16 protein-coding genes and 2 pseudogenes are annotated in these 26,203 nt (G+C 68.5%); 11 read left to right on the top strand and 7 right to left on the bottom strand.

The features are described 5' to 3' along the window. The first annotated feature begins 59 nt into the window (after positions 1-59). Positions 60-1,490 carry a sugar nucleotide-binding protein gene (locus tag IXW69_RS00790; protein ID WP_194784483.1) on the top strand — a complete coding sequence of 477 codons (1,431 nt, stop codon included), beginning with the start codon at positions 60-62 and terminating at the stop codon, positions 1,488-1,490. A gap of 131 nt (positions 1,491-1,621) precedes the next feature. Here IXW69_RS00790 and IXW69_RS00795 read toward each other — a convergent pair whose 3' ends face one another. Continuing rightward, complete coding sequence (locus tag IXW69_RS00795) at positions 1,622-2,752, bottom strand: glycosyltransferase family 4 protein (protein ID WP_194784484.1); 1,131 nt, start codon at positions 2,750-2,752, stop codon at positions 1,622-1,624. Positions 2,753-2,896: 144 nt separating this feature from the next. Here IXW69_RS00795 and IXW69_RS00800 point away from each other — a divergent pair, with 144 nt between their 5' ends. The 4 genes from IXW69_RS00800 to IXW69_RS00815 are packed head-to-tail and all read left to right on the top strand — an operon-like array spanning position 2,897 to position 7,330. Then, positions 2,897-3,883 carry a glycosyltransferase gene (locus tag IXW69_RS00800; RefSeq protein WP_194784485.1) on the top strand — a complete coding sequence of 329 codons (987 nt, stop codon included), beginning with the start codon at positions 2,897-2,899 and terminating at the stop codon, positions 3,881-3,883. 25 nt (positions 3,884-3,908) lie between these two features. Next, the gene (locus tag IXW69_RS00805) at positions 3,909-5,009 is read left to right on the top strand and encodes a glycosyltransferase (RefSeq protein ID WP_194784486.1); all 1,101 of its coding nucleotides are present in this window, start codon (positions 3,909-3,911) and stop codon (positions 5,007-5,009) included. Next, the gene (locus IXW69_RS00810) at positions 5,006-5,947 is read left to right on the top strand and encodes a lysylphosphatidylglycerol synthase domain-containing protein (RefSeq protein WP_194784487.1); all 942 of its coding nucleotides are present in this window, start codon (positions 5,006-5,008) and stop codon (positions 5,945-5,947) included. Before IXW69_RS00805 ends, IXW69_RS00810 begins: the two co-directional genes overlap by 4 nt. A 3-nt stretch (positions 5,948-5,950) precedes the next feature. Next, positions 5,951-7,330 carry a hypothetical protein gene (locus IXW69_RS00815; RefSeq protein ID WP_194784488.1) on the top strand — a complete coding sequence of 460 codons (1,380 nt, stop codon included), beginning with the start codon at positions 5,951-5,953 and terminating at the stop codon, positions 7,328-7,330. 66 nt (positions 7,331-7,396) lie between these two features. Here the strand turns inward: IXW69_RS00815 and IXW69_RS00820 are convergent. Beyond that, positions 7,397-8,683 (bottom strand): annotated as a pseudogene (locus tag IXW69_RS00820) (ISL3 family transposase); the annotation flags it as partial. A gap of 524 nt (positions 8,684-9,207) precedes the next feature. Between IXW69_RS00820 and IXW69_RS00825 the strand changes: the two are divergent. The 3 genes and pseudogenes from IXW69_RS00825 to IXW69_RS00835 all read left to right on the top strand — a co-directional run. Continuing rightward, positions 9,208-9,707 (top strand): annotated as a pseudogene (locus IXW69_RS00825) (ISL3 family transposase); the annotation flags it as partial. A 348-nt stretch (positions 9,708-10,055) separates the two neighbouring features. Then, positions 10,056-11,195, top strand: coding sequence for a glycosyltransferase family 4 protein (locus tag IXW69_RS00830; RefSeq protein ID WP_194784489.1), 1,140 nt, complete (start codon positions 10,056-10,058; stop codon positions 11,193-11,195). Then, positions 11,192-12,208: a glycosyltransferase family 2 protein gene (locus IXW69_RS00835; protein WP_194784490.1), complete on the top strand. Its 1,017-nt coding sequence runs from the start codon at positions 11,192-11,194 to the stop codon at positions 12,206-12,208. The genes IXW69_RS00830 and IXW69_RS00835 overlap by 4 nt, the downstream gene beginning before the upstream one ends. A gap of 17 nt (positions 12,209-12,225) precedes the next feature. Here the strand turns inward: IXW69_RS00835 and IXW69_RS00840 are convergent, their stop codons facing one another. Together IXW69_RS00840 and IXW69_RS00845 are read right to left on the bottom strand one after the other, a co-directional pair. Continuing rightward, a complete protein-coding gene (locus IXW69_RS00840) occupies positions 12,226-14,766 on the bottom strand; it encodes a glycosyltransferase (protein ID WP_194784491.1) in 2,541 nt (846 codons plus the stop codon). Position 14,767: 1 nt separating this feature from the next. Beyond that, positions 14,768-16,261, bottom strand: coding sequence for a hypothetical protein (locus IXW69_RS00845; protein WP_194784492.1), 1,494 nt, complete (start codon positions 16,259-16,261; stop codon positions 14,768-14,770). A gap of 133 nt (positions 16,262-16,394) precedes the next feature. Here IXW69_RS00845 and IXW69_RS00850 point away from each other — a divergent pair, with 133 nt between their 5' ends. Continuing rightward, positions 16,395-17,327, top strand: coding sequence for an ABC transporter permease (locus IXW69_RS00850; protein WP_194784493.1), 933 nt, complete (start codon positions 16,395-16,397; stop codon positions 17,325-17,327). 2 nt (positions 17,328-17,329) lie between these two features. After that, on the top strand, positions 17,330-18,532 hold the full coding sequence (locus IXW69_RS00855) for an ABC transporter ATP-binding protein (RefSeq protein ID WP_194784494.1): 1,203 nt from the start codon (positions 17,330-17,332) through the stop codon (positions 18,530-18,532). 116 nt (positions 18,533-18,648) lie between these two features. Here IXW69_RS00855 and IXW69_RS00860 read toward each other — a convergent pair whose 3' ends face one another. After that, positions 18,649-20,775, bottom strand: a complete 2,127-nt coding sequence (locus IXW69_RS00860; protein WP_194784495.1) for an N-acetylmuramoyl-L-alanine amidase — start codon at positions 20,773-20,775, stop codon at positions 18,649-18,651. A 295-nt stretch (positions 20,776-21,070) separates the two neighbouring features. Between IXW69_RS00860 and rfbB the strand changes: the two genes are divergently transcribed. Then, positions 21,071-22,066 (top strand): dTDP-glucose 4,6-dehydratase, encoded by a 996-nt coding sequence (rfbB, locus tag IXW69_RS00865; RefSeq protein ID WP_194784496.1) that lies wholly within the window; start codon positions 21,071-21,073, stop codon positions 22,064-22,066. Positions 22,067-22,162: 96 nt separating this feature from the next. On the opposite strand, the gene IXW69_RS00870 is transcribed toward rfbB, so the two are convergent. Together IXW69_RS00870 and IXW69_RS00875 are read right to left on the bottom strand one after the other, a co-directional pair. Further along, complete coding sequence (locus IXW69_RS00870; protein ID WP_194784497.1) at positions 22,163-23,113, bottom strand: glycosyltransferase; 951 nt, start codon at positions 23,111-23,113, stop codon at positions 22,163-22,165. 904 nt (positions 23,114-24,017) lie between these two features. Continuing rightward, a complete protein-coding gene (locus IXW69_RS00875; protein WP_194784498.1) occupies positions 24,018-26,147 on the bottom strand; it encodes a DUF6541 family protein in 2,130 nt (709 codons plus the stop codon). Positions 26,148-26,203 lie beyond the last annotated feature (56 nt).

The following is a 26,203-nucleotide window of genomic DNA, read 5'->3' on the forward strand; positions in this document are numbered from 1 at the left end:
AACGTAACATCGAGAAGCGACGCACCCACGTACGAACCACTCAAGGAAGTTCCACCCCCATGACTGAAACCTCCAAGCCCCTCAGCATCGAGACCACCCCGATCCCGGGCTTCCTCCGCATCGACCTCACCGTCCACGGCGACAACCGTGGCTGGTTCAAGGAGAACTGGCAGCGCGAGAAGATGGTGGCCCTCGGTCTGCCCGACTTCGGCCCCGTGCAGAACAACATCTCCTTCAACGACGAGGTCGGCGTCACCCGCGGCATCCACGCCGAGCCCTGGGACAAGTTCGTCTCCGTCGCCACCGGCCGTGTCTTCGGCGCCTGGGTGGACCTGCGTGAGGGGCCGTCCTTCGGCACCGTCTACACCACGGAGATCGATCCCTCCGTCGCCGTCTACGTGCCCAAGGGCGTCGGCAACGCCTACCAGACGCTCGAGCCCAACACGGCGTACACGTACCTCGTCAACGACCACTGGTCGCCCGACGCCCAGTACACCTTCCTCAACCTCGCCGACGAGACCGCCGCCGTCCCGTGGCCCATCCCGCTCGAGCAGGCGATCCTGTCCGACAAGGACAAGGCCCACCCGCGCCTCGCCGAGGTCACGCCCTTCCCCGCGACCGCGGAGGCCGGCAAGCGCGTCCTCGTGACCGGCGCCAACGGCCAGCTCGGCCGCGAGCTCATGAAGCAGCTCCCCGAGGCGGGCTTCACGCCGACCGGCGTGGACCTGCCCGACGTCGACATCTCGGACGCCTCGCAGATGGCTGGCTTCGACTGGTCCGCCTACGACGTCGTCATCAACGCCGCCGCCTGGACCAACGTCGACGGCGCCGAGACCCCGGACGGCCGCCGGCTGTCCTGGCGCGCCAACGCCACGGGACCGGCGAACCTCGCCCGTGAAGCGGGCGGCCGTGGCCTCACGATCGTCCACATCTCCTCCGAGTACACCTTCGACGGCACCATCGAGCCGCACACGGAGGACGAGGCTCCGAGCCCGCTCGGCGTGTACGGGCAGTCGAAGGCGGGCGGTGACGCCGCCATCGAGGCGACCGAGAAGCACTACCTCGTGCGCACGAGCTGGGTCGTCGGCGACGGCAAGAACTTCGCCAAGACGATGGCCGGCCTCGCCGCCCGCGGCATCAAGCCCTCCGTGGTCGACGACCAGACCGGCCGTCTCACCTTCACGGCGGACCTCGCAGCCGGCATCATCCACCTCCTGAGCACTGGCGCTGAGTTCGGTACCTATGACCTCTCGGGCGAGGGCCCCGTCGTCTCCTGGGCTGACGTCGCCAAGCGCGTCTTCGAGCTGCGCGGCTTCTCCGCCGACGACGTCACCCCGGTCTCCACCGAGGAGTACTTCGCCGGCAAGGAGGGCATCGCGCCCAGGCCGCTCAAGTCCGCCCTGGACCTGTCCAAGATCGAGGCCACGGGCTTCACCCCGCGGAACTCGATGGAGCGCCTCGACGAGTACGTTCCGACGATCGAGCTCTGAGCGCTCGTCGGGCCTAGCCCCCGGCATGCGAGGTACTGATCCCATTCACCGATCCCAAGGACCGTAAACGGGATCAGTGCTCCACCCACCGGCTCGCCCGCGAGGTCGTGCCGATCACGGTAGGCCTCGAACTAATACCTCTCCCGCCGCACGGCGGCCTCATAGGCCGCCACGTGCGCACGGGCGGAGCCCGCCCACGTGAACTCCGCAGCCCGGGCAATAGCAAGACGTCCGAGTTCCGCCCTGCGCTCCGGCCGGGCCATGAGCGAGGCAAGTGCCCGGCCGATCGAGTCCGAGTCGGTCCCGCAGTAGGCGACCGCGCCCCCCCCGACTTCAGGAAGGCTCGTCTCCGGCGTCGTGAGGACCGCGGCACCGCAAGCCATCGCCTCGAGCACCGGCAGCCCGAAGCCCTCCGCGATCGAGGGGTAGGCGAGGACCTCCGCGCCAGACAGAAAGCCGGGCAGGTCCTCCAGCGGGAGATAGCCGGGCCGTAGAACGCGCATCCGCTCAGGGACCTCGGCGAGCGCGGGCTCGATGCCGTCGTCCCATCCGGCCCCTCCGGCCAGGACAAGCACCGGCGGGTTCGGGTCCCCACAAAATTCCCGGACCCAGCCACGTATGAGGTTCGGCACGTTCTTGCGCGGCTCAAGGGTGCCGAGGAATCCGATGTACCGCTCCCGCGCGAGGCCAAGCGACGCCGCCACGCGCGCGCGCTCTGCGTCGTCAACCGCATGGAAGCGCGAGGTGTCGACGCCGTGGTACGCGACGTGGAACTTGGCGGGGTCGCCGTCAACGAAACGGAGCGTCTCGTCCTGGGTAGCCCTCGACGGAACGATAAGGACGTCGGCACCGCCGACGGCACGGCGGATCGCCCGTGAGAAGAACACGCGCTTGAGACGCGTGTGCGCCTGGGGGTGCGTAAAGAAGGTGGCGTCGTGAAGGGTCACGGCAACCGGCACCTGGTGAAGCTCGGGGTACGTGTAGTGAGGCGAGTGAAGGACGTCCGGACGAATCCGGCCGATCAGTTCGGGCAGGCCCGTCTGCTCCCACGCCAAGCGGGCTGAGCGGCGCTCGAACACTGCGGGCACGGGGAAGAGGTGTGCGGTAGGCACCCTCGTCCGGAAATGGTCCACGTCACGCCGTTGAACGGCCAGGGCGAGATCGACGCCGGCGACGATGAGCTCCGGGACGAGGTCGTCGACGTAGCGGCCGACACCGCCCAGGTCAGCGGGGATGGCTGTGGCGTCGAGGAGAACCTTCATGGGGTGACAGTATCGTGGCCCAGCCCACGGCGGACGCGTGAACCTAGAGCTCCCAACAGTGCCTTCGGGAGCCCCGTCCTCAAGCACATTCGCCTAGACTGCCGCGAACTGGCCACGCTCGCTACCCCAAGGACGCTCCCCTAGATGAAGATCTTCGTGCAGATCCCCTGCCTCAACGAGGAGGGCACGCTCGGCATGGTGCTCGACACCATCCCCCGTGAGATCCCGGGCGTCGACGACGTCGAGATCCTCATCATCGACGACGGCTCGACCGACCGCACCGTCGAGGTCGCCCGCGAGCACGGCGTCACCCACTTCGTGCGCCACGCCCGCAACATGGGCCTCGCCCGGTCCTTCCGGGACGGCGTCGACTACGCGCTCGCCCACGGCGCGGACATCGTCGTCAACACCGACGGCGACAACCAGTACAAGCAGGAGTACATCGGGGAGCTCGTGGCCCCCGTCGTCGCCGGCGAGGCGGACATCGCCATCGCCGACCGCCAGACCGCGAAGATCGCGCACTTCTCCTGGTTCAAGAAGAAGATGCAGCACTTCGGCTCCGAGGTCGTCAACTACGCCGCGGAGACGACGCTGCCCGACGCCGCCTCCGGCTTCCGCGCCTACTCGAAGAGCGCCCTGCTCAAGCTCAACGTCGTCACGCAGTTCTCGTACTGCATGGAGACGATCATCCAGGCGGGCAACAAGCGGCTGCGCATCGCGTCGGTCCCGATCACGACGAATCCCAAGACCCGCGAGTCGCGCCTCTTCAACAACATCTTCCAGCACATGGCCAAGTCCGCCTCGGCCATCATCCGCTCGTACCTCATGTTCAAGTCCGGCATCGTGCTGGGGTGGATCGCGGGGATCTTCGGGGTGCTGGGCCTCATCCCGCTCCTGAGGTTCCTGTTCATGGCGCTGGCCGGTCACTCCGCGGGGCACGTCCAGTCCCTCGTGTTCGGCGTGCTCCTCGTCGTCGCCGCGCTGCTGTGCGTCGCGCTCATGGTCATCGCCGACCTGCAGCGCACGAACAGGGTGCTCATCGAGGAGGCCCTCGAGAGGATCAAGAACATCGAGTACGGCCGCGTCGACGGCGCCGACGACGCGACCGGTGAGCCGGGCACGCGGCTCTGAGACCGCTCACGCAGGGAGGACAGTCATGAGGATCGCCGTCGTCGGCCCCACGCACCCCTACAAGGGCGGGATCGCCCAGCACACCACCCAGCTCACCCACGCGCTGGGGCGAGCGGGCCACGAGGTGGTCCTCGAGGGCTGGCGCAACCAGTACCCCGCCGCCCTGTACAAGGGACAGCTCACGGTGCCAGAGGACAGGCCCGAGATCCCGGTCTTCCCGAGGACCGAGCGCCTGCTGTCCTGGAACCGTCCCGACTCCTGGCTGCGGGTCGCGGAGCGCGTCGCGGGAGCCGACGTCGTCGTCCTCGTCGTCGGCAACGCGGTCCAGATCGCCCCCTTCCTCACCATGCTCCCGGTGCTCCGGCGCCGCGGCGCGCGCGTGGTCGCGCTCGTGCACAACGTCGACCCGCACGAGGGCCACGTCTGGGACGAGCCGCTCATGCGCGCCCTGCTCCAGCACGTCGACGCCGTCATGGTGCACTCCGACGCCCAGGCCGAGGTCGCGCGCGACCTCGGGGCCAGCGAGGTGCGCGTCCACGAGCTCCCCCCGAACCTCGGCGAGACGACCGAGGTGCCCGCACGGCGGCGCGCCGGCGCCGACGAGCCGCTCGACGTCCTCTTCTTCGGCCTCGTCCGCCCGTACAAGGGACTCGACGTCCTGCTCCGCGCGCTGCCCGCGGCGCCCGGGGCTCGGCTCACCGTCGCCGGCGAGTTCTGGTCCCCCAAGGAGGAGACCGAGTCCCTCATCGACGAGCTCGGCGTCGCCGACCGCGTCACCCTCGACGACGGCTACGTCGCCTCCGAGGACCTCCCGGCCCTCTTCGGGCGCCACGACCTCGTCGCCCTGCCCTACCGCAGCGTGACGGGCTCCGGGATCATCAAGGTCGCCTACGGCTTCAACCGACCGATCATCGTCTCGGACATCGGCACGCTCGCCGAGGAGGTCAAGGGAGGGCTCGGCCTCACCTTCCCGCCCGAGGACCCGGCCGCGATCGCCGAGGTCCTGCGCCGGGCGGCCGACCCCGACGTTTACAACTCCATGGCGGAGGCGGTCGCCGCGCGGCCCAAGGACCTCGAGGGCGAGTGGGCGGGCTACGTCGAGCAGCTCCTCGGCGGACGCTCGTGAGCGCGACGACGAGGGCGGGGCGGAGCCCGCGGAAGGTCCTCACGACCGTCCTCAAGTGGCTCATCATCCTCGTCGCCGTCGTCTTCCTCGCCCGTGAGGTCGTCTCGCAGTGGGCCGAGGTCAAGGACGTCCTCGCCGTCATGCCGGTGTGGTCCGTCGTCGCCTCGGTGGTCCTGGCCATGGGGGCCGTCGCCGCCTCAGGTGAGCAGCAGCGGCTGCTGCTGCTCGCGCTGGGGCACGACATCGCCCGGCGGGAGTGGTTCGCGGTCTTCTTCGCGGCCCAGCTCGGCAAGTACGTCCCCGGAACGGCGTGGGCGTACGTCTCGCAGATGGAGCTCTCGCGCGCCAAGGGGGTGCGCCGCGCGTCCTCGGTCATCGTGATGCTCCTGGGCGCGGGGATGACCGTCCTCGCCTCCTTCGCCGTCGGTCTCGTCGCCGCGCCGTACCCGACCGTCGGGTGGCTCCCCGTCTGGCTGCGCGCGCTCGCGGGCGCTCTCGGCATCGTCGGGCTCGTCATCCTGTCGGCGCGCCCGGCGGTCTTCGCCTGGGCGGTGCGCCACCTCCCGGAGCGCGCCCGCGTCGACACCACGACGCTCGACGGCGTGCGCCACCTGTGGACGCCGACGGCCTGGACGCTCCTCGCGACCGTCCTGTACGGCCTCCACGTGCTGGTCCTCGCGACGGTCACGACGCCGGGCGACGCCTCGGAGATGATCTGGCGCGCACTGGGAGGCTTCGCGACCGCGTGGGTCGTCGGCTTCCTCGCCATCATCGTGCCCGCGGGCGTCGGCGTGCGCGAGGTCATCCTCGTCGCCTTCCTCGCCCCCGTGACGGGGGCCGCGGCGGCCCTCACCGTCACCGTGCTGTCACGCTTCCTCATCATCATCGCCGAGACCCTCCTTCTCGGAACTGTCCCAATCGTCCGCCGAAGGTATTAGAACGTGAATGACTCCCACCTCAGCCTCTTGAAAAGAAGTCAACAGACCTCGCCCTCAGCGCACTCGTGGCGGCGTTCCGACACGTTGGCAGTCGTTATCCTCATTGCTGCCGCACTCGCGACATCACTCATCGGGATTGTCCGAGCCCCGCAATTCAGCCCTATTGATGAGATGACTCACGTAGATTACACGTGGCGCGTCATGCACGGCTCATTTCCACACCGCGGCGACAACATGACGGCCTGGACCCTCGAGGAGTGGACCTGTCACCGACAGACCAACTTTCCCCAGCTACCTGCCTGCGGCAAGCACACCGCCGCCGACTTCAACCGCGACATTGAAAACTCTAATGCATGGCAGCCGCCCCTCTATTACATATACGACGCAGCATTCACACGAGCGGCAATGAAGGTTTCTGACGCAGACCCCGTCAATATCATGCGGCTTGGATCTGGAACCCTTATTGGCGCTGGCCTCGCAGCCACCTACGCACTGTGCCGCATGTGGAACATCAAACGCTCCGTCGCGTTCGCTGTCACAATATTCCTCCTGTGCGAACCTCACATCGCAACTGAGGCAATGACAGTCACAGAGGACGCCGCGGCACTGATAATCAGCATCGGAGCATTATGGACCCTCTCCCTCGTCCTGCACAACCATCCTCACGCATGGGTCTACGCAGCCATGGTGGCATTCGTTGCAGCCATGTCGAAGACTATTCTACTGTCGCCGGTAATCACCATGTGCGCGGTACTCCTCTTTGGTCTCACACGGTGGACCCGCAACCACGACCCTCGCACGATGAATGCCGTCCGCACGATGGTCGCTGCGGCGGCAGCTGCCGCCATTCCAACGTTGCTCTGGAACCACTACACCGCAGCCCACACGCCAGCAGGCTGGCACAGCACAACCCTCGGGATCAACAATCGCCCCCTCGACGGCCTTCCCTTTAACGTGTGGCTGCCCGGAATTCTCCGGGGATACGGATTCAACGGGGGTTACTGGGTCGAGCCAAAGCTCACCACCTACCTTGGCACGGGCGTCTTTGCGCTAGTGGCGATTGTGCTTACAGCGGCACCGTGGGTAGGACTCGCCTGCGGCACGACCAAGGAACGCGTCGTAAGCGCTGTCTCCGCGATCGGACCGTTCATAGCGATCTTCCTCGTCCAGTTCGACGAGTGGATCCGCGAGAACGTCTATTTCCCGCTGCCATCGCCCAGATATGCAGCCTCCCTCATCGGCGCTACAGCCATTGCGCTCGCTATTGCATTGAACCGGCTGCCGGCACGGTGGAGGTGGTTCGCGGTCGCCGTCTGCGTGGTGTGCGTCGCAGCATCCACCCTCGGGCTGCTAGGAGTCACTCTGATGCCATCGTCATCGTGAGGCCACCCACCTTCTCGCAGGCAGGGGGCACGGGCGCCAAGTGATGCACGCCAGGCAAGTGGCTCTTCACAATTCGGGGTGTAGGTGTGGTCTGAATCCGCCGGTTTCGAGGTGTGCGCGGGCGATGTAGTTGGTGAGGTTGCGGAAGCCGAGGGCCAGGCCACGCAGGTGCTCGAGGCGACCGTTTACGGCTTCGGTAGGTCCGTTGGTCGTGTGCGGCCGGTCGAGGTAGGCCAGGACGTCGCAGGCGCGTCTGGTCAGGGTGGGGCCGAGCTTGCGCAGTTCTGCCAACGCCTCAGGCACACCCTCGGCGAGGGCGTCGATCGCGGAGCTCATCTCGACGCGGCCGGCTGCCCGGTCGGGGTGAGGGTAGGCGCAGATCATGCGCTGGTAGATCCCCCAGGTGCACTCGACGTGCACGTGCCGGTCCCCAGCGAAGAGCTTGTCAAGGCGCTCGTGCTGGCGGTCGGTGAGCAGGTCAGCCCCGGTGTGCAGGGTCCGCCGCGCGGTGTAGAGCGGGTCGCCCTTGCGTCCGCGGTGTCCGTGCAGTTCCTGCTGGACTCGGCGGCGGCACTCATCGAGAGCGTCCCCGGCCAACCGGATGACGTGGAAGGGATCCATAACCGTGACGGCGTGCGGCAGCTCCTCGGTGGTGGCGGTCTTGAAGCCCGCGAACCCATCCATGGCCACGACCTCGATCCCATCGCGCCAAGCCTGGTCCCGCTCGGCCAGCCAGTCCTTGAACGCCTTCTTCGACCGACCTTCGACCACGTCCAGCAGGCGTGAGGGCCCGGTGCCGTCCCGGACCGGGGTGAGGTCGATGATCACGGTGGCGTACTTGTCACCGCCCCGGGTGTGCCGCCACACGTGCTCATCGACCCCGACGACCTTGACATTGTCCAGGCGGGTCGGGTCCTCGATGAGCAGACGCCGGCCCTCAGCCAGGACGGCGTCGTTGGCGGTGTTCCACGCCACTGCCAGCCCTTCGGCGATCCGGGCTACGGTCAGATGCGCGACCACGAGTGCTTCCAACGCCCACCGCAACGCCCGTCGGGACAACTTCGCCCGCGGCTCGGCGGCTCTGCTCATGTCCTGACGCCACACATGCCCGCACTCGCCGCAGCGGTAGCGACGCACGGTGACGAGCAAGATGGTGGGTCGCCAGCCGAACGGCTCGTGCGCCAGACGAGGCACCACGGTGCCACGTGGTGTTCCCTCGCAGCCGCACCGCCGGCACCACTGGTCCGGCTCCACGACCCGGCACGCCAGCACGGACCGGTCAGGCTCGAGCAGCTGGCCGGTGACCTCCACACCGAGGCCGTCGAGGCGGGTGAAGGTAGTCAGGTGGGGCGCGTGAAGGTAGCGTCAGGGACGTCGAGGTCTTCGGGACGGGTTGTGTGAGAACTCCCATCATCGGAAGACCTCGACCCTCACCCCGACACCGACGCGCCGCCCCAGGTCGCACCACAGCTACACCCCCATCTGTGAAGAGCCACGCAAGTCCACACCGAGGGCGCTCGGCTTGCGCCGGCGACGCGAACCACGCGTTGGATCGCCGATGCGGAATCAAGATGCTTGGCCCGCGGGATGCCCCCGTGGCACGAAGAGGATGTGGCCCGGCGCAGGGTCACGGCGACAGGAAGGCCGCGGGCCACGGGGCGGCTGCGGCGCGGCGAATCAAGGGAAGCCGGGGCGAGCCCCTAACGTCAGCGCAGGTAGACCCACCTGTTAAGAACCGAGATGCCAGGAGTTAACAGGCTCTTCACAGATGAGGGTGTAGCTGTGGTGCGACCTGGGGCGGCGCGTCGGTGTCGGGGTGGGGGTCGAGGTCTTCCGATGATGTGAGTTCTCACACAACCCGTCCGGAAGACCTCGACGTGCCTGACGCTACCTTCACGCGCCCCACCTGACTACCTTCACCCGCCTCGACGGCCTCGGTCTGGAGGTCACCGGCCAGCTGCTCGAGCCTGACCGGTCCGTGCTGGCGTGCTGGGTCGTGGAGCCGGACGACTGGTGCAGGCGGTACGGCTGCCAGGGCGTGCCCCGTGACACGGTGGGCAGGGAGTTGGCGCACGAGCCGTTCGGGTGGCGCCCTACCACGCTGGTGCTCACCGTGCGCCGCTACCGCTGCAAGGAGTGCTCGCACGTGTGGCGTCAGGACACCACCGCTGCGGCGCCGCCGCGGGCCAAGATCTCCCGCGCCGGCCTGCGGTGGGGTCTGGTCGGGATCGTCGTCGGCCACCTGTCGATGGCCCGAGTTGCCGAAGCACTGGGCGTGGCGTGGAACACCGCCAACGACGCCGTCCTGGCCTACTTCGACCGGCCGCGCACGAGCAACGGACCTACCGAAGCCGTGAACGGTCGCCTCGAGCACCTGCGTGGCCTGGCCCTCGGCTTCCGCAACCTCACCAACTACATCGCCCGCGCACTCCTCCAAGCCAGCGGATTCAGACCACACCTACACCCCGAATTGTGAAGAGCCAGTTAACAGGTACCCGAATGAGGTGAGCATGTGGCGCATTGGCTCGAAATTGCTTCCCATCGAACTACGGTACCGCCATCGCCGCCACTTGCCCCCGCTGGCAACTAGCACGGGGAAGGGATCGCCCATAGAGTGGCTCAAGCCACATGGGTTCGCAGGAACAGCGGTCCATTGTCGGGAACCTCCATCACGTGTGCGCACCATGGAGTTCGATATTGCGAGGTGTGATCGTAGCCTGAGCACATGAAGACGCGCTCCGACGGGACGACCCGACCTTCTGGGCCTCGCACGGCGCTCGTGGTCGAGCAGCTCTGGCAACCGGTCCCTGGAGGATCAGGTAGGTACGTCGTTGAGCTCGCACGCTCACTCAAGGACCTCGGAGCCCCGATCACCGGGCTCGCCGCCTTGCACCCGGATTCACCCATGCCGCGAGACCTGGATCTCCCCCCGATGCCCGTACGTCGGTCGCGGCTGGTGCGCCCGGTTCTCTACGAGGCGTGGAACCGCCTAGAGTATCCGCTCGCCGAATCGCTCGCGCCCGATGCGGACCTCGTCCACGCAACCACGTGGGCCGTTCCCGGAACGCACCTCCCGCTTGTCGTCACGGTGCACGACACCGCTTTCCTCCGCGCGCCTGAGCACTTCACACGGCGGGGGAACGCCTACTTCCTGCGGGCTCTCGAGCGAACCATCCGGCACGCTGATCGCGTGGTCGTCCCGTCAAAGGCGACCGCGGATGACTGCGTCGCCGCAGGGATCGACGCAACGCGGATCGTCGTGATCCCCCACGGCGTGCGTACCATCCCCGTGACAGATGAGAAGGTCGAGAGTTTTCGCGCAGCACACGGTCTCATCCGCGGCTACATTTTATGGACTGGTACACGTGAGCCGCGCAAGAACCTCCCAACGCTCCTTCGCGCCTTCGCGCTCCTGGGCAGGCAGTTCGACGAGATCGACCTCGTCCTCGTCGGCCCCGACGGCTGGGGCGACGACGCGGTAGGGCGGTCACTCGTCCGCGAGCTCGGAGCTCGGGTCCACGTCCTTGGGCGGCTGTCGGACGACGACCTCGCTGCCGCGTACACGGGTGCCAGCGTCTTCGCCTTCCCATCAGTCTGGGAGGGCTTCGGCCTCCCTGTCCTCGAAGCCATGGCCCACGGCGCACCCGTCGTGACGAGTCGCGGCACGTGCATGCAAGAGGTCTGCGGCGACGCGGGTCTGCTCGCCGCCTCGGACTCGCCCGAGGAGATCGCCACCCAGCTCGCGCGCGCCCTCGGCGAGGAGCACGACGCGCTCGTCGTCGCCGGACGTCAGCGTGCCGCCACCTTCACCTGGGAGGCCTGTGCGCAGGCCCACATCGCCGTCTACGCGGACGTCGCGCGATGATTTCCCCGGTCCCCGCCGCCAATGCTCGCCCCAGCGCGCTCGTCGTCATCGTGAACTGGCGACGCCCCGACCTCACGCGCCGAGCGGCGACCTCGATCGAGCACCAGCTCGGCGTTCACGACCGCCTCGTCGTCGTCGACAACGCATCCGAGGATGGATCAGTCGAGGAGCTCCGAAAGACAGGACTCGACGTCATCGTCAACAGCTCCAACGCCGGATTCGGCTCCGGCGTCAACCTCGGGGCGCATGGGATGCGCGAGGACACCCTGGTTCTGCTCAACAACGACGCCGTCGCGGACGATGGCTTCATCGATGCACTGGTAATGCCTCTCGCAGCCTCGTCCCGCCTCGGTGCGACCACGGCGCTCATCCTGCTATCTGGGCGCTGGAAGCACTGCTCGCGTGTTGATCCGGCGGCGCTCTCCAGCACGCGCGGGGCCGCCTGGCGTCGTGTCACCCATGGCGACGGCGCCGGGCAGGTGCTCGTGAACTCGACCGGGAACGTCGTGGACCGGGCAGGGAACGGCCAGGACCGGGACTGGCTGACACCGGTGGAGGACCTCCGGGCCCAACCTGAGGTCTTCGGCCTGTGCGGTGGGGCGTGCGCCATTCGTCGCACGGCCTGGGAGGAGGTCGGAGGCTTCCGTGAGGACCTCTTTATGTACTACGAGGACACGGACCTTTCCTACCGCCTGCACGAGCACGGTTGGCAGATCCGCTTCGTCCATGACGCCGTGGCCCTCCACGAGCACGCGGCCTCCTCGGGAGCTGACAGCCCAATGTTTATCCGCGTCAACGCGCGCAATCGCATCATCGTCGCCGCCGAGCACTCCCCGTGGCCCGTCGTCCTGAGGTCGGTGGTGCACTCAGCGGCCCGGGCGGCCCAGGCTGGCCTGCGCGGGCCCGTCGCCGCCGGCGTGAAGCAGGGTCTCGCGGGCCTTCCCGCCGCGCTTCGGCGCCGTCACTCCCGCTGGCGAGGTACCACGGGCCGCGCGTGCCCTCCCCTGGGCTGAGGGCACGCGCAAGCGTCTCAGCGCTGCAGCCCGAGCTGCCGCTTGATGCGCCCGGTCGCGCGGCGCGCGACCTCCTGCGGTCCCCCGACCCGCATGTAGTCGACGACGAGGCGCAGATCGCCCTGCACACTGGGCTTCCGCTTGGGGTAGGCGTGGGCGCGCAGCCCAGAGGCCCCGGCGACGGCACCCGACAGGGTGAGGTCGCGCGCCCGGTGCGGCGTCCGGCAGAACTCCACGAGCGGTGCCAGCACCGTCCTCCACCGGAACTGCTCCGCGAAGACGCGCACGTTGGCCTTGGCCTGAGCGATCGCAGCCTCGTCGTAGAGCATCTCCTCCAGGGCGTTCTCAAGAGCGTCCACGTCCTCGGGCGGGACCCCGCGCCCCAGCCCCTCGGAGTCGAGGACGTCGCCGAAGGAGTCGCCAGTGGTCGCCACGATCGGCAGGTCCGTCCACAGGTAGTCCAGGATTCGTGTGCGGAACGAGAAGGCCGTCTCGATGTGCTCGAAGTGCGTCGACACCCCGAGGTCGGCGTCAAGGAGGACGTCGGCGCGCTCGTTGTACGGCACCCAGTCGGAGTTGAAGAAGACGTGCTTGTCGGTGAGGCCCAGCTGCGCGGCGAGCTCCTTGGTCTCCCACGCGACCTTCATGTCCGGGACTCCGGGGTTGGGGTGCTTCATCCCCATGAAGTACAGGCAGACGTCGTCGTGACGCTCGGCCAGGCGCCCGACGGCGCGCACGAGGGTCAGCGGGTCGAACCAGTTGTAGACGCCGCCGCCCCAGACGATGACCTTGTCGTCCATGCCGATGCCCGGCACGACCCCGCGGATGCCGTGCTTGCGCTGGACAGGTTCCTCGTCCTGGATGCCGAAGGGGACGATCGACACGAGCGAGTCCAGCCCCTCCCCCGGCGCGACGGTCAAGGGGTTGATGCGTCCGACGCTGGCCAGCTCGCCGAGCCAGAAGCCGCGCTGCTTCTCCGAGGCGCACAGGAAGTGGTCCGCCCGCGAGAGCTGCTTGTTGAGGACGTCGGTCACGGAGAAGATCGCCTCGCGACGACCGGACCGGCCCAGGTCCTTGGCCTGCTCCAGCTGCTCGAGGTGCATCGGGTCGTAGATGTCGGCGACGATGATCTTGTCGGAGCCGACCAGCCACGGGGCGCCCTCCAGCAGGAAGCCCTGGAAGACGATGATGTCGGCCCAGTCGGTGTGGCCCCGCAGGTCGTCGCCCTGCGCGAAGGCGATCTCGAAGCGCGGGTCCTCCACGTCCTTGACCCCCGCCGTCGAGACGAGCCGGGTCGGGTGCTCCGCGCTCAGCGCTGCCGCCATCTCCCAGGCGCGGATCGCGGGCCCGGCGAGCTTCCCGGAAAGGGGCTCACCGGTGACGACGAGGACGTTCGTCGAGGAGATGAACAACTGGTCGATGCCGAAGGACTCCACAAGGACCTCGTGGCCCTTGAGATAGTGCTCGACGGGGTACGCCGGCTCGATGGCGTGCCGGAAGAGGGGGAAGAGCTGGGCGTCCGTGACCGCCCGGTGCGCCTGGAGCTCGGCCCGGGTGACGGCGAGCGTGTCGAGCTGCTCATCGAGGTAGTCGACGGCGTAGATCCCGGTCATCCCCATCTTGGGGACGACGGTGGTCGCATCGTCGGTCAGCGTCGAGGTGTCGACGTCGGCACGCGCCGTACCGCGGCGCACCGCCAGTGAGATCGCGGCCGGCAGCGCCGTGCGCAGGGTCTCGTCCTCGTAGTTCTTGAACATGCTCAGCAGCGCGTTGCGCTCCAGGAGGTAGGACTCCCGGTAGTTGCCGAACTTCTTCATCGTCACGTGGTGCTTGTGGTACGCCACCGAGCCCGGCACGTAGCGGACCTTGCGGCCGAGGAGGTTGACCCGCCAGCCGAGGTCGACGTCCTCGTAGAACATGAAGAAGCGCTCGTCGAAACCGCCGATCTCGCGGAAGTACTCCGCCGGCATGAACATGGCTGCGCCGGTCCCGAAGAGGACGTCCTTGGGCGTCTCGTAGGAGCCGTCGTCGATCCACTCGGCCTCGCGCTTGTAGCCCATGCCGTACCAGGTCAGGGAGCCGTCGACGAAGTCGACGAGCTTGCCGTCCCAGTCCAGGACCTTGGAGGCGACCGCACCGACGCTCGGGTCGTTCTCCATCTCCTCGACGGCGGCACGCACCCAGCCCTTGCCGGGACGGGCGTCGTTGTTGATGAACGCGACGTACTCGCCGGTGGCGGCCTCGACGCCGAAGTTGCACCCGCCGGCGAAACCGAGGTTGGCGCCCGAGGGCAGCACGCGTACGGTCGGGCACGCCTTCGCGATGAGCTCGGCGGATCCGTCCTGGGAGTCGTTCTCGACGACGATGAGCTCGAGGCGCTCCGTGGGCCAGTCGATCTCGTCGAAGTACCGCAGGCAGGCGATCGTGTCCTCGGCACCCTTGTAGTTGACCAGGATGACGGAGACGACGCCCTGCCGCACTTCGTGCTCACGGTCGATGAGGTGAGCCCGGGAGGGATCGGCGTTCAGGGTCTCGGGAATGACGTTCTCGATCGGCATCTCAGTTGCCCTTCCTCTCGGCGACGACTCGTCGGACTCGGCCAGAAGCCTTCTCCGCGACCTTCCGCACCCCGCCCTCACGCAGGTACTGCACGGCGATCGCCAGGTCTCCGGACCGCGGGGTCAGCGCGACGGCCTCAGCGGCCGACAGCGAGCCGGCGTCGGCGGCCCTGATGGGCCGCCGGCAGAACGCCTCGAGCCGCACGCCGTCGGGATCCGCCGCGACGAGCGAGGTGAGCGAGGGATCGGCGTCGTAGACGACGTCGTTGACGCGGCCGGTGCCCGCGAGCGTGCCCAGGACGAGATCGCGCTGCACGTCGTCGGCGACGAGGACGCGGTCGGCGCGCTTGACGAGCTCGACGAGCGCGACGGCCCTGGAGTCCGTGCGGCGCGCGTTCATCAGCCAGCCCAGGACGTCCATGGTCGACAGGTCGGCGATGAGCGGCGTCGAGGTGTAGGCCGTCCCCGGGGCGTCGGCAAGGACGACGCCGATGAGCACGATGACGTCGGCCCACTCGGTGTGGTCCGCGGCGATCCCGGGCAGCTCGCGTCCCTCCTCCGTCATCGTGTCGGTCTGCGGGTCGACGCGCCGGACGACGACGTCGCGCCCGAGGCTCTCGATGAGGGCGTCCGCCCGCCGGCGGGCGGCGCCGTCCTCCGGAGCCACGACGAGGACGTGCATCGGCTCCCACAGGACGCGGTCGACGCCGAGGATCGTCGCGAGACGGTCGAATCCCGGAGCGTCGGCGCTGGGATCGAGTCCGAGAACCGTCGGCAGGGCAGGTCCGATCAGCGGGGCGAGAGCCCGGTCGGGCACGCGCCGGACGCGCTGGACGTAGTCGCGCACGCCGTCTGTCTCGGTCAGGTTGTCGAGCGCGCCGTCGATCGCGTAGGCGCCCAGGAGCCCGCTCGTGGGCACACTGAGGTCGCCGACCTCATCGCCGCCCGGCGAGCGCTGGAGGTCCAGGGCCGTCGTGTCGGTGCGGGAGGCGTGCAGGGAGGAGGAGAGGCCGAGGATCTGAGCGACGGGCGCCAGGACCCCGCGGAACTCGTCGCTGAGGTTGGTGTCCAGGGTCGTGAGCAGGCCGCGGCGGCGCAGCAGCCGGGCCTCAGCGGTGGCTGGCACGTCCGGGGAGGCCGGGCCGTCGATGACCGCGACCTGCCGTCCCATGATGTTCAGACGCCACTGGACGTCGAACAGGGCGGTCTCAGGGTCGGCGAAGCGCCGGGCACCCCCCACGTCGACGAGGACCTCCTGGCCGACCCAGTCCAGCGCCTCGTCCCTCACCAGGAGGGTGTCGGTGAGCACACCGAGCGTGAGGGTCTCGTCACCGCCGGGCGCGTAGGCGTAGGCGTCGAAGACGGAGGTGGTCAGGCGGAGGGCGTCGGCCCTGAGGACCTCCAGGGGCACGCAGGCGGGGCGCCCGCCGACCGTGAGCGCGCTGATTCCGGCGGAGACGTGATGCACCGCGGGCAGGTCCTCGATGAATGACATGGGGGCTTGTCCTTCCCGTATGAGACGTGGAGCATCCTAGCCCGGAGGTCCCTGTCCCACCTGCCGAGCCAGGTACAGTGTCGCCGTCGTCGTCACCGAGATGGCGACCTGACACGACCGTCTTGGAGGCCCCGTGACTGCATCCACCGACAGGGAGCACGCGCTCTCGCTCGAGCCCATGAGGCCCGCCGCGCCGTCGGTCGGCTTCTTCAAGGGGACGCGGGCGTCGCTCGCGGACATCTGGGGCCGACGCGACCTGCTGGGTCGCCTCACGCGTCGTGAGATCAGGGCGCGCTACAAGGACTCCGTCCTCGGCGTCGTGTGGAGCCTCATCAAGCCCCTCGTGAGCCTGGTCATCTACGTCGTCGTCATCGGACAGGTCATGGGAGCTGCCCGGTCCATCCCGGACTTCGCGATCTACGTCTTCACGGGTCTGACCGCCTGGCAGCTCTTCAGCGACATCATCTCGGCGTGCACGGGCTCGATCGTCGGCAACTCCGGGATCATCAAGAAGATCCAGCTCCCCAGGGAGATCTTCCCGCTCGCCTCCGTCGGCTCCTCGCTCTTCAACTTCGCGATGCAGTTCGCGATCCTCATCCTCGCGGTCCTCCTGCTGCCGTACGTGCCCGGCTCGCTGGCGACGACGCCTCTGGTCTTCGACCTCCGGCTCGTCTACCTGCCCTTCGCGCTCCTCATCCTCGTCGTGTGGGGCACGATGTTCGGCCTGGTGCTCTCCGCCGTCAACGTCTACCTCCGCGACATCCAGTACCTCGTTGAGGTCGTCCTCCTCGTGGGCATGTGGGCCTCTCCGATCGTGTACTCGTGGAACATGGTGCTCAGCGTGACCAAGGGCAACGCCATCGCGGAGGAGCTGTACCTGTCCAACCCCGTGACGCTGGCGATCCTCGGGTTCCAGCGCTCCGTCTGGGTCGCCGGCGCCGGTGAGGCCACGGCGACGCACCTCGGCGTGCGGATGCTCATCGCGCTGGCGGTCGGCGTCATCCTCCTCGGCGTCGCCCAGCGGATCTTCTCCGTCCTCCAGCGCAACTTCGCCCAGGAGCTCTGACCATGACCGAAGTCGTCACCGTCCGCGACATCGCCAAGCGCTTCGTCGTGCACAAGGACAAGTCCCTCAAGGAGCGCGTCGTCAACGCCCGCACCTCGCGGGCGCAGAAGGTGGACTTCTGGGCCCTGCAGGACATCAACCTCGACATCCACTCCGGTGAGACCATCGGCCTGGTCGGGGCCAACGGCTCAGGCAAGTCCACTCTGCTCAAGGTCATCGGCGGGATCCTCACCCCCGACCGCGGCGAGGTCATGCTCCGCGGCCGCCTCGCGGCGCTCCTCGAGCTCGGCGCCGGGTTCCACCCCGACCTCACGGGCCGCGAGAACGTCTACCTCAACGCGGCGATCCTCGGGCTCACCGAGGCGGAGACGCAGCGCCACTTCGACGAGATCGTCGCCTTCTCCGGCATCGAGGACTTCATCGACACCCAGGTGAAGTTCTACTCGTCGGGCATGTACGTGCGCCTCGCCTTCGCCGTCGCCGTGCACGTCGACCCCGACATCCTCCTGGTCGACGAGGTCCTGGCGGTCGGCGACGAGCCCTTCCAGCACAAGTGCATGGAGAAGATCCACGAGTTCCAGGACGACGGGCGCACCATCATCCTCGTCTCCCACTCCGCCTCCCAGGTCGCGGAGGTGTGCGACCGCGCCGTCATGCTCGAGCACGGGCGGATCGTCGTGGACGGCAGCACCGACGAGGTGCTCGGCCGCCTGCGCCATAACTACGAGGTGACGATCGAGGCCGAGGAGATGGCCGAGGCTGAGCGCAAGGGTGAGGTCTCGCTCGTCCTGCCGGCGGACCAGCAGATCACCTCGACGGAGATCGTCGCGCCCGTCGTCGACGGCGTCCCCACGATCGCCCCGGGTGACGACCTCGTCGTCAGGGGCGGGATCAAGGCAGCCCCACCGCTCATCGGATGGGGCATCTCGCTCACCGTCTCGACCGTCCTCGGTGGAGCGGTGCTCGGCACGGACACGAAGATGATGGGCGCAGAGCTCCCCGTGGTGGACGGCGAGGGCGAGTTCGAGCTCGTGCTGCCGCGTCTCCAGCTGGGCGAGGGCGAGTACGCCATCAGCCTGTCCCTCCTCGACGGCAACCTCGAGGAGATCCATCGGATCCGCGAGGCGGGCCGGTTCAAGGTGCACACCGATGGCCACACGGTGGGCGCCGTCTACACCGACCCGCGCCTCATCGTCAGTGGTTAGGAGCACCTGGAAAGTGGTCCACCACACCGCCGCTGGCGACGTTCCTGAGCCTGCGATGGGGGCCGCGACACCGCCGTGTCACGGCCCCCGTCACTTGACAGGCTCAGCGCGTGCTGTCACGACACCGTCGGCCCGACGCCGCTCGTCCAGGTGATCATTCCACCAACAAAGGACTGACAACTCACCCCACTGGGCACGACCGCTTCATCCGAGGACGGATACCCCAGGGAGCCCGTCACGCCGCCGCGCTCAAGCCATGTCGACAAGATGCCGCTCCACACAGGATGTGAGTCAGTCTGCCGAGACCAGTAGATGCGCCCGCCTTGGAACTGCTGATAGACGCCGCCACTGACGCTCCGCTCGTCCGACGTCGGGTATCCAAGACGCCCCCGCTCGAACGAGAAGCGGCCCCATGCAGCAAGGTTTCCGCCCCACACGGCATGAGCCCCACCGGATGCTGACCAGTAGATGCTGCCCCCCTGAAAGGTCTGGTAGGACCCCGCGGCCAGGGCATGTTCGTCGCTCGTCGGATACCCCAAGCGTCCAGCCTCCGAGCCCAACGCTGCATATCGAGCCCCGACACCCTCAGATACGAAGTGCGCCCCGGTCGATGCGGACCAGTACCCAGTACCATTGCTGTACTGCTCGAAGTATCCGCCCTTGATCGCGTGAGGACCGCTGACGAACGCCCCGTACTTGGAGGAGGCTCCACCGAGCGCGTTCCACTTGGCACGGATGGCGCTGTCAGCCGTCGCAGTCGCACTGCCCGTCCCAGACAGTGAGTCGATCTCCGACTGCGCGATCGACCGGATCTGGTCCATCTTGGAGTAGCCGACGTCGCCGGGGCACGTCGTGTAGTTCACGTCGCGGTGGGCGAAGATGTACGTGAAGTTCTGCGTCGAGCCCTTGGGGTACTTGATGAGTGCGCTGGGCGACCCCATCACGAAGCTCGAGGAGCCGGTGGAGCTCGTGATGCCCTGTCGGCCCAGGAACCAGCCGGCCATCTTGCCGACGGCGTCGAGCTGCGCGGAGCTCGGGCTGATGGAGGTGAAGTCACCCATCATGGAGATGCCCATCGTGCCGTTGTTGACACCGAGGGCGTGGCCACCGACGACCATCCGGCCGGGGGCCGAGGCGAGGGAGCCCGAGCGTCCCTCGAAGACCTGACCGTACTTGGAGACGAGGAAGTTGTACCCGATGTCGCCCCAGCCGAGCGTGACGGCGTGGTAGTAGTAGATGCCGTTGACGATGGACGCGGACTGGGCCGCGGTGTAGCTGTTCGTGCCGGCGGTGTGGTGGACGACGACGTGGTCGGCCTCGGCGTACGCCGGGCTCCACGTCATGTACGACTCGTTGGCCCCCCACTCGGCCCGGGTGGTCACGGGCACCGGGAGGCTGTTGGCGGTCGTCGTCGCGGCGAGCAGGGCGGCGGCGGCGGGGCTGACGCCGCTTCCGCCGCTGGTGCTGCCCGACCCGCTCTGCTCGGAGCCGGACGGGACCGCGGTCGGCGTCTCGGTCTGCTGGGCGATCGGCCCGCGGGCGTTCGAGGACGTGTTCGAGTCGTCGGCGGCGACGTCGGTCGACGACGCGTCCACGGTCTTGAGGTCGGAGGCGTCGACCTGCTCCTCCCCGGTCGGCTGGCCGGGGACCATCGCGAGGTTGAGGTCCGCGGGCAGGTCGCCCGAGGGGCTGATGACGCTGGCCTGGATGGCGTCGGCACCGCCCGTGACGAACTCGTCGGTCCCCTGCAGGCCCGCGCCGTCATCGCGGCCGACGTCGGAGGCCTGGTTGAGGTACCACGGGGACCAGACGCCGTCCTCGCGGACGCGCAGGTAGATCTGGGTGCCTGTCGGCAGGTTCGCTTCGCCCTTCCAGCTGAAGCCGGCGACGAGGAAGTCGTCGACGGCGACGGGCTCGGTGAGCAGCGTCGCGTCCTTCTCGGGGTCGACCGGATCGGTCGCCGTCGCGAGGAGCGCGGAGCGCCCGGGGGCGACCGAGCTGCCGCCCGAGGTGGCGGCGGGCGCCTGGGTGGCGGCTGCGCTCGGTGACGCGGTGCTCGCTGAGTCGTCGAGTCCCGCCTCGGCGACGGCGGTGCCGTCGCCCGAGGAAGTGGTGAGCTGGAGGAGCTGTGCTGGGGCTTGCGCCTCGGCCGGGTCGGCGGCGGTCGCGGTCGACGCGGGCGCGAGCCCGACGGCGAGGAGCGGTACCGTGGCGACGAGGCCGAGGAGACGGGGGGCCGACATGGGGGTCCTTTCGGCATGGTTTCCTGGCTTGTTCCCAAGAGGCGCCTGTGCACGATGTGATACATGTGACCTTTGGGAACGGTGGCGAGACTACCGGGTGCCCACGAAATGACAATGCGAGTTTGTCCGAGGTCACCAAATTTCACCCTGCACCACGTCGCCGCGGAGCATCCACAAGCCACCCCTGGGACATCCCATCACGACCGAAGATAATGCCTGTGGCATGATGTCCTTGGAACATCGGCGGATTCTCAACGATCCGTCGCCTCGAACCCACCCACGGAGCGATTCACCCATGAACGTCCTCATCACCGGCGGCGCCGGCTTCATCGGCGCCAACTTCGTCCGCCAGACCCTCGTGCGTCACCCCGACGCCAAGGTCACGGTCCTCGACAAGCTCACCTACGCGGGCAACAAGGGATCGCTGGCGGACCTTGGCGACAAGGTCGAGCTCGTCGTCGGTGACGTCGCGGACATGGACACCGTGGACCCGCTCGTCGCGGACGCCGACGTCGTCGTCCACTTCGCCGCCGAGTCCCACAACGACAACTCCCTACGGGACCCCTCCCCCTTCATCCAGACGAACCTCGTCGGCACCTTCACCCTGCTCGAGGCCGTCCGCCGCCACGGGGTGCGCTACCACCACATCTCCACCGACGAGGTCTACGGCGATCTCGAGCTCGACGACCCGGCGAAGTTCACCCCGACGACGCCGTACAACCCCTCGTCGCCGTACTCCTCCTCCAAGGCGGGATCCGACCTCCTCGTGCGGGCGTGGGTACGCTCCTTCGGCGTCGAGGCCACGATCTCGAACTGCTCGAACAACTACGGCCCGTACCAGCACATCGAGAAGTTCATCCCCCGGCAGATCACCAACCTCATCGACGGCGTCAAGCCCAAGCTCTACGGCGCCGGCGAGAACGTCCGCGACTGGATCCACGTGCTCGACCACAACGACGCCGTCTGGGACATCATCGAGAAGGGCCGCATCGGCGAGACCTACCTCATCGGCGCCAACGGCGAGAAGAACAACAAGGAGGTCGTCGAGCTCATCCTCGAGCTCATGGGCTACGACCCCACCGACTACGACCACGTCAACGACCGCCCCGGCCACGACATGCGCTACGCCATCGACAACACCAAGCTCGTCGAGGAGCTCGGCTGGGCCCCGAAGTTCACGGACTTCCGCTCCGGGCTCCAGGCGACCATCGACTGGTACAAGGAGAATGAGGCCTGGTGGCGCCCGCTCAAGGCCGAGGTCGAGGCCAAGTACGCCGCGCAGGGCCAGTGAGCTCGACGACCGCACCACCCCGCCTTTGAGAGCGAGCGGCCCCGCCCGGACGATCCGGCCGGGGCCGCCATCTCATTGCGGCCGGACGACGTTACCTCAGGCGACGTCGTCCGGACACCCCACCGCGTCGTAGTGCAGGTAGTGCAGACGGGCCGTGTTCGCCCTGTTGTGCCGCAGGCCCGACTGGACCACCCCGAGCATGACGATGAGGACGGCTACCGTTAGCAGGCCGACACCGAGGATAAGGGTGGGAAACCGAGGAACGTCGCCATCAGCGAGGTAGTGGGTCAGGACCGGTAGGCACATAAGGGCGTCGACCATGGCGATGAGGCCTGCCAGCCACCCATAGAACCCGATAGGCCTCTCGTGACGGACGAGCCGAAAGATGAGGTTGAGGATCTTGAATCCGTCGGAGAAGGTGTTCAGCTTCGACTCAGTACCCGCAGCACGCTCCTTGAAGCCGACGGGAACCTCGACCTGCGGGACGCGCAGCGTCGCGGCATGGACGGTCAGCTCGGTCTCGATCTCGAACTCCCGACTCGCTGACGGAAAAGACTTCACGAACCGCCGGCTGAAGACGCGATAACCCGAGAGCATGTCCGTGACCTCCGTGCCGAATACCCTGGAGGTCAAGCGGTTAAACATCTTATTGCCCGCCTCGTGACCCGGCCGATACGAGGACTCCTCTCGGATATCCCTTCGGACCCCGAGCACATGATCGTAGGGGCCAGCGAGGAGTGTCTCTATCATGCCCGGCAGCGCGGCGGCGTCGTAGGTGTCGTCACCGTCGATCATCACGTAGACGGCAGCATCGATGTCCGCGAAGGCACGGCGCACGACGTTGCCCTTGCCCTTGCGCCGCTCGGTGCGGACGATGGCGCCGGCCTGCGCAGCGACCTCGGCGGTGCGGTCGGTCGAGTTGTTGTCGTAGACGTAGATCTTCATGTTCGGCACCGCTGTCCGAAGATCGGCCACAACCTTGGCGATGGCGGCCTCCTCGTTGAAACAGGGCACAATGGCGGCGATGTCAAGATCGTCTGAACGCACGAAACTTCCTCATGATCGTAGGGATGGCAATACTCTATAGCCACGCCAGCGGATCCACATCTGACCCGCCGCAACGGATCGACGCCGATTGCACTACACGTATCAAGAGCGCCAGCCCCGGAAGAGGCATCGTTGTGCCGTGCGATGGTGGGTGGCGTGCTGTCCTCTTCACGTGGCAGCGAGCGGGCGAACGACGACAACTGGAGCGAGCGACAAGACCGATGCACCATCTGCCGCACGGCGTCGCCTGGACACGGGTGGCACAGGCTGGACAAGCCTGAGGGTAGCGATACCACGACCGGCCCAATTCTGGACCGGCGTCGAGGTGGCACCGCAGAGGGAATGCACGCCGCATCACGAGCCCAATATCTATGCATCTGACGCGGGACTTCCGGGGGCGGCTAAGCTCCACGGCTAGCAAGCTGGCGGCATGCGAGGAAATCTCCGGAACACATTGAGCAGCAAATGTGACGTCAGAGGCGTCACTCCTCCGAACGCGACCTCGTCGAATAGCGACCCCGTGCGCACCCAGGGCACCAAGCAGTAACGGGCACCAACATCACGCTCAGCCGCTGGGCCAGGGGATGCCGGAGGCGCCTTCTGGCGCACTGATTCGGCCGGTGACACACGCAGCGGGTCCCGAATACCGTCCGCGGACCGAATCAATGCTCGTCACACGCAAGCCGGGCTCGTCCCCATGGTCCCGCCCCAGCGCAGTCGGCACCCCCAGCCTACGGCTCATTGCGAGGCACTCGCCGTCTTGGCCGGTAACCACGTGGCGCGAAGCTCCCGACGACGGAGCATTGACAATGGCAGGAGGTTCCAAACACCGTCGTCGCGGTGCCGCGTGCCGACCATCGCTGGCCACATGACCTCCCCGTGCCGGGTCATGCAAGGGAATTGGTCATCCACAGGCCGTGATCCGCCAGAGGGTCGCCGTGCCGCCGTCACCGGACCAGGCCGAGTCGATGTGCTCGAGGTACTGCTCCGGCAGCCGGTCGAGGGCCTCGCCCCACAGCGCCTTGCGCCCGCCGCCGGTCACACCGTCCTGGGCGGTGTCATCCGAGTAGTAGTACAGGGCGTCGTGCTCGCGGAGGATCTCGCAGACCCGCGGGTTCGTCCCGATCTCGTCGAGGTGCTCGCCGAGCCAGCGCAGGTCGCCGTCGGGGGGCTTGGGACGCGACGGGTAGAGGACCTCCACCCCGCCGACGCTCCACAGGTAGGCCGAGCCGTTCGAGGGGTCGCCGACGACGACGGCGCCGGCGGGCAGCTCGGACCCGGCCCGCCGGATGAGGGCGATCTCGTCGCCGCCGAGCATGGCGCCGTAGGAGATGCGGTCGGGCACGTGCACGGCCTCGAGGACCTGCGCCTTGAGGGGCGCACGCCACGCCGGCGCGAGGACGAGGGAGGCGATGAGGACGGTGGCCGGGACGTGCCGCGCGGCGCGGCCACACAGCCGGGCGAGTCGGCCTGCCGCGTGTCCCGCCGCACCGTCCCGCGCCGCAGCACTGGCGAGGGTTCCGGGCGCGCTCCCCCACCGGCGTCGGGCCTCGGCGGTGCCGAGGGCGGCTAGGACGAGCATGCCGGTGCTCAGCAGCGGCATGATCCGGGCTCGCTGCGTGTACCAGGGTCCGGCGAGACCCCGCAGGGGCCAGGCGGGGCCGGAGGCGAGGAGCAGGAGGGCGAGCGCGAGGCCGGTCGCGACGGCCCAGCGGCGCAGCCCCGGGGTGCGCCAGGCCGCGACGGCACCGAGCACGGCGAGCGCCGCGACGAGGAGGTTGCCGGGCACCCACGGGGTGAAGGTCGCGAGCAGCGGGTGGTCGGAGACGACCGCCCAGACCGTCTCCGCCATGTTGGCGCCGCCGCGCGGGTAGCGCAGTACCGACAGGAGCGGCGCCCGCATGACCCACGCGCCGGCGGCGAGGACGAGGACCGCGGCCCCTCCGGCCACGACGACGGACGCGCGCCTGGCGCCGCCCCGGCTCCAGGCTCGGCGCAGCGGCGCCGCACCCGCCGCGGCCACGACGGGCCCGGCGAGCACAAGGAGGTTGAAGACGGCGGCGCCGTGCGCGACGAGCACGCCGAGGCAGGCCAGCACCCCGACGCCGAGCGCCGCCGTCCGGGCTGCGGCGCCCGCGCGTCCCGGGACGACGGCGCGCACGACGAGGGCGAGCGCACCCGGCAGGACCGCGAGGCTGAGCGCGTAGGGCCACGTGCTCGTGAGCAGGAGGAGCACGCCGATCACGGAGCCCGACAGTGCGGTCCCGACGGCGAGGACGGCGCCGTCGTCGTCAGGCAGGTGCCGGGCGGTCGCCTCGCGGAGCAGCGCGGCGACGCCGAGGGGCCAGACGAGGGAGGCGAGGACGAGCACCATGACGTTGGCGCCGGCGACGACGCTGCCGGGCAGGAGCGCCGTGAGGGCGTGCCAGCCCGTCGGGTAGTAGACGGCGTGCCCGTCGTAGAGGGAGGCCAGTCCGCCGAGCGGTGAGGCGTCTCCCTCGGCGCGGACGAAGGCGGTGGCCGAGAGGTGGAAGACGGCGTCGGAGGCCTGGGCGGGCGACTCGGGGCCCTGCGTGCCGAGGATGACCGGCACGGCGGTGAGGAGCCCGGCGAGCAGGACGGCGCCGGTGAGTCGGCGCCTCGCCAGGGGGCTCAGCGCAGGTGCGTCGAGGACCTCGCCGGAGACGGTGGCCGATGGCGTCCTCAGGCAGCCAGATCCGCGGACATGGCCCCTACCGGGTGCGACGCGTCCGCAGGAGCGCCACGGCCGCGCCAGCGCGAGGCCGGGGAGGACGAGCGCCCCCCAGCACCAGGCCGCCGACCCGGTGGTGAGCACGGAGCGGTCCCACCGCTCTCCCACGAGGTGCGCGAGGACGGTGGCGGGGCCGACGGCGGCGAGGAGCAGGGCAGGCGCGGCACCGAGCGCGGTGACCCCGCGCAGTCCCCACGACCGTGCGAGGAGCCAGCCGGGCACCAGAAGGAGCGCGGCGCAGGCGAGGACGATCGGCAGCGCCGACCACCAGGACCCGTTCACGGACGGCGCGGGGCGGCCGGGCGCGCGGACGCGGCGGTCAGGAGCGGACGGCCCGT

Origin of the sequence: Actinomyces haliotis, assembly GCF_015355765.1 — a bacterium.
Classification (GTDB): domain Bacteria; phylum Actinomycetota; class Actinomycetes; order Actinomycetales; family Actinomycetaceae; genus Actinomyces; species Actinomyces haliotis.